The sequence below is a fragment of the Phaeobacter sp. SYSU ZJ3003 genome, from assembly GCF_041300735.1.
GTDB lineage: Bacteria > Pseudomonadota > Alphaproteobacteria > Rhodobacterales > Rhodobacteraceae > Phycobacter > Phycobacter gallaeciensis_A.
The window spans coordinates 1-4,567 of sequence record NZ_PXNU01000105.1 but is presented as its reverse complement, the minus strand read 5'-3'; the positions used below and the strand labels follow the sequence as shown (position 1 = coordinate 4,567).

The 4,567-nt window shown below is 57.2% G+C and carries 3 protein-coding genes and 1 tRNA gene; all 4 read right to left on the bottom strand.

The genetic code is table 11. The features are described from left to right. Positions 1–4 precede the first annotated feature (4 nt). The 4 genes from C6W91_RS20705 to C6W91_RS20690 all read right to left on the bottom strand — a co-directional run bounded on the left by C6W91_RS20705 (position 5) and on the right by C6W91_RS20690 (position 4,240). Positions 5–826 carry a hypothetical protein gene (locus C6W91_RS20705; RefSeq protein WP_370571551.1) on the bottom strand — a complete coding sequence of 274 codons (822 nt, stop codon included), beginning with the start codon at positions 824–826 and terminating at the stop codon, positions 5–7. Positions 827–1,188: 362 nt separating this feature from the next. Further along, a tRNA-Gln gene (locus C6W91_RS20700) sits at positions 1,189–1,263 on the bottom strand. A 105-nt stretch (positions 1,264–1,368) separates the two neighbouring features. Next, complete coding sequence (locus C6W91_RS20695; protein WP_370571550.1) at positions 1,369–2,373, bottom strand: NADPH:quinone reductase; 1,005 nt, start codon at positions 2,371–2,373, stop codon at positions 1,369–1,371. A gap of 199 nt (positions 2,374–2,572) precedes the next feature. Then, the gene (locus C6W91_RS20690; RefSeq protein ID WP_274835094.1) at positions 2,573–4,240 is read right to left on the bottom strand and encodes a transcriptional regulator; all 1,668 of its coding nucleotides are present in this window, start codon (positions 4,238–4,240) and stop codon (positions 2,573–2,575) included. Positions 4,241–4,567: the final 327 nt, after the last annotated feature.

Genomic DNA, 4,567 nt, shown 5'->3' with positions numbered 1-4,567 from the left:
GAGCCTACGGCTCAGGGAAAGCAACGCCACCCTTCAGGCAAACTTCAACATCAACCGGGACATCCCCCCGGCCATTCATGGACCAGTCTTTGCGGCTGAAAACACGGCGCAATCGGGCGTGATCTGGGTGGATGCGCACAGGGAGAGAGCCATCCACCGCGTCCTCTCGAGGAATAATTGGTTCTTGTAATGTCGCAATATCAATGAATGAAGCGGCCAGTAGATCGTTATACGACTTCAACTCGCTCCGCATGGCATTGGTGTTTGGGGTGTCAGTATACTCAACTTCTTTTCCGACCTTCCCGGCCACCTTTTCATCCCGCAGGATTATGACTTCCTGACCGTCGAAGCGGTGCACATCGTCGCGTTGGAACTTGGCGTCCCTGAACATGTTTTGAAGCCCCTCAGACGCCCTGATGCGCGTAGTTCTGTTGCTCTTGGCTCCCGGACCGGCATAGCTGCCCTTGGCCAAGTCAACCAACCCAGCAATGCTCAATGCTTCCGTGATAGGGATCAGCTTCTTGGACAGGTGGAGGGCATTGTACCGGGAATTTGCGTTCCACTCGTTTGGAGACATAGACATCCCGATACTCAACTCGGGATCCTCCAGCCATGCCACATAGAGGTCTAGGATCAGCACTCGCAACTGGTTCTTGAAGGACGTCTTCGGCTGCGGCCCCGGCCTCCTCTCCCCCTGTTTCCCAGTAATCTGCCAAGGAAGGTAATCCTGCCATATCTCTTCTACCAAGGCCTTCACCTCAGGGTGATCAGACCAACGGTGAACGTCGATGGGGCGAGAATACCTAGGATTGCTGATCTCTGCCATGGACAAGGCCTCTTCGGATAGTGATTGCTTGAACCAAAGGCGATTATGCTCAGGGATACAACTGCTTATAGACCTAGATCCTATAGGAGGAATCTATATCAAGTATCCCTCCTAGGATCTCCACCTTCCTCTTCTTCTTTCTCCTTATCCATTACTTATACCTATTATAGAGAGATATCCCTCTCATAGGGTACCTTCCCCCCGAAGAGGCTGTTCTAGTGATGTTGTTCAGCAAAGGAGCAGGTAGCTTCAAAGAGCCCCCTACAAGGCCGAAGCAGGCCAGTGCGACGCAGGGGCATTCCTAGGGGCAGTTTGCTGCCTCTGTGGCGTTCCCGCTCTTGCTACGATGTTCAGAAGGCCGATGGCTGGGGTGGTAGGATTCGAACCTACGATACACGGTACCAAAAACCGCTGCCTTACCACTTGGCTACACCCCATCGGTGAGGCGCTGTCTAAAGTTAGTTGCGGGGGGGTGCAAGAGGGTTTTTGAAAAAATCTGACATCCTTTTTCCAACACCACAGGCGCCCCCCCTTCTCGCCCCTTATTTCATTGGATTTTCAGAAGTTTGCAGCAAAATCACGCCTTTGCGATCACCACCCTCAACGGCTTCATGCGCTGCGGCGGCCTCGGCCAGAGGAAAGATTTTCGCCACGGGAACCGACAGGACCTGAGCCTCCAGGGCGCGATTCAAACGGGCGATCGCCGCCTCGCGTTGGGTCGGCGTCAGCAGGTAGACCAGAGCCATCTCCAACGTGACCGCCTTGAACATCAGCGGATAGAAGGGCAAGGCGGGTTGCATCGCCTTTGCCGAGCCATAGGCCGTGATCCGGCCTTTCGGGGCGATCACTGCCGCGTCCACCTCGGCGTTGGCGCCAAACTCCACCTCGACGATCAGATTGACGAGCTGGCCGTGATTTGCGGCGATGATCTGGTCGCTGAGGTCCGTAGCGCTGTAATCCAGCACCGCGTCGGCCCCGGCCGCCAGAACACGGTCTCGCGCAGCTGCGGAACAGGTCGCGATCACCCGCGCACCGCCCCATTTGGCCAATTGTACAGCCAGAAGACCTACGGTCCCTGCCCCGCCCTGCACCAGAACGGTTTTGCCGGAAACCTCGCCACCGGAGAACACGGTATGACAGGCGGTCAGCCCCGGAATGCCAAGCGCGGCGCCGGTTTTAAAATCGACCGTGTCAGACATGGGCACCGCCTGCTCCTGCGGCAGGCAGATCTCGCTTGCGGCGGTGCCATAGGCGCGCTGCCACTGACCGTTCCAGATCCAGACCCGCTGCCCGACCCGCGCCGGATCCACGCCTTCGCCGACTTCGGTGATGACGCCCGCGCCATCGCTATGAGGAATGATTGCGGGAAAGGGCAGTTCGGTGACACCCGCCCGTGCTCCGGCCCGCGCTTTGACATCGGAAGGATTGACGCCGGAATAGGCCAGCGCGACGCGTACCTCGCCAGAGGCAAGTTCGGGTGCTGGCAGGGTTTCAAGGGACAGGACCTCTTGGGCAGGTCCGAAGGCGCGGTAAACGACGGCTTTCATGATGGGGCTCCATTTTCTGTGTCAGCCCGGAACGACGTCGGCCCGGACCTTTGACAGACAAGGAGCCTCAAGACGGCCACAGACACAAGGCGGTTCCCAAAAAAGGGCCGCTCGATGAACCGAGACCCACAGATTTGCCGGGTGGCAGGCAGCCAGCGCCTCCCCTCGATTCAGCGTGGTGCTCTGGATCAGAGAGGTATCAGTCCGGGACACCCGCCATTTTCAGCGCATGCCCCCATTCCTCTCCGGCGGGTCCTGCCGCAAGCGGCGTGTAGTTGTGGTACCGGCTCATATTGAACATTGGCGCGGCCTTCAGAAGATCCTTAACCGTATCGCGGGCTTCAGAGGTGCGCCCCGACATCTGCAAAGCAATGGCCTTGGTCCCCAGACTGGTCGGATAGGAGGCATTTGCCTCAAGCGACCGGTCCGCAAGCTCGATCGCCCGCCCATAATTTCGCGCGGTCAGGTTCGCGACTGCGGATTCCGCGTCGAAATAATAGCGTTGCGGCCCCAGTGGGGACAGCCGCCGCGCAGCATCAGTCAGTTGTACCGCCTCGTCCGGGCGGTCCTGATAGGCCCTGGTGGTACCTTTGAGCAGCAGGGCCAAGGCTTCGTTTGGATTGTCCTTCAAAGCCAGATCATAGGAAGTCTGCGCCAGATCGAAATGGAACAGGAGATGGCTGGAAATCACGCCCTTCAGCGTATGCGCCAACGAGAAAGACGGATCCGCGCTGAGCGCCGAGGTCGCAAGCTGTTCCGCAAGATGGATATCAAGCTGTCGATCGTTGGAAAAACCCTTCTGGATCCGCAGTACATGCCAGAACCCCATCCATGTCAGAGCAAGCGGATGCTGCGGGGCCCGGCTCAGCAGCACGTTCAGGATTTCACGTGCCTTTTCAAAGGAAGCGGGGTTCATGTCCTGCATCAGGGAAATCGCGCCCATTAACAGCGTGTGCCCCTCCAGCCCTGCCAGCGGCTTGAAGCCGATAAGGCGGATCGATTCGCCCACCACCGTTTGACCGATTTGGCGCGTGGCATCTCTCAGGGCCGCGCTTTGTCCCGCCATCAGGTCCGACAACGGCCCCTGGAAGCTGCGCGACCAGATCACCTTTTCGCGTACCGCATCGTGCAACTCGATATCCGCATTCATCATCTGCCCGCGCACATGCACCACACCAGACACCAAATAGTTCACCCCAGCCACCTGCGAGACTTCGATCGGGCGGATCCGGTTCGGGTCGAATTGCCGCGAGGCCAGATAAGATGTCACGGTGAAAGCCTGACTGCGTGCAAGGCAGCGAGACAGTTCTTCGGACAGCAATGAACCCAGGGGCGAGGTGTCCTCGCCCGGGGTGTGCTGCACGAAGGGCAAGACCGCGATCGGAGGCAGAAGATCATTATACTGCACCCGACCGGTTTGCCCGATTTGCCCAGCGCCGCCGGTGGGCTGCCCTGTCTGCTTTGCCTCGAAGTCCGCGCGCATCTGGGCCAGCCAGCTTTCGAACCGGGTCTCATGCGGCAGTTCGAAACCCTCCATGAACTCGGCCTGATCCTCGGGCTCAATGAACTCCACCCGTGACAGGTCCAGAGTAACGCGTTCCCGGTTAGCCGTAATCGCCTGGGCCGCTTCCGGTCCCAGATGGCGTTTTAGCGTCGATAATGCCGTCCTCAGGCTGGCCTTTGCTTGTTCAGGTTGAGCAAGGCTCCACAAAGTGTGTTCTAAAAATGCTCTTGTTCGGATACCCGATGCTGAGGTCGCCAAAAGGGCCATCAAGGCCTGATGCTTGGCCCCTAGGGGTACGCTGCTGCCATCCGACAGAAATACACCGAACGCGCCGAACTGATTCAACTTGATCAAATTACACATTAATCCACCTAATCGACCGTGATCGCAGGATCAAATTACAACAATGCGACGCAAAGATGTAGTGAAAAATCACCTTTTCAAATAAATAAAGATAATTGAATTGAAATTTACATGTATCATGTTTCTTTAAACACGCATAGGAATAGTAACGGAATGAATTGCCGCCAAGCCAATAAGCTGGATTTTCCGAAAAAATTCGGATTTTCCGCCTTTAAACGCGCCCCAGACGACGCTGGGCGCGGCTTCTCTTAAAAACATAGTTTAAGGAAAGTCTGAAAAACCTCGTGCTCTGAGCGGGTTGCGGTAGACTGAGCGGGACCTTGAAGG

Excerpts from the sequence above, each read along its gene's own strand:
- C6W91_RS20705 (WP_370571551.1), bottom strand. The coding sequence starts at position 826 with ATGGCAGAGATCAGCAATCCTAGGTATTCTCGCCCCATCGACGTTCAC.
- C6W91_RS20695 (WP_370571550.1), bottom strand. The coding sequence starts at position 2,373 with ATGAAAGCCGTCGTTTACCGCGCCTTCGGACCTGCCCAAGAGGTCCTG.
- C6W91_RS20690 (WP_274835094.1), bottom strand. The coding sequence starts at position 4,240 with ATGTGTAATTTGATCAAGTTGAATCAGTTCGGCGCGTTCGGTGTATTT.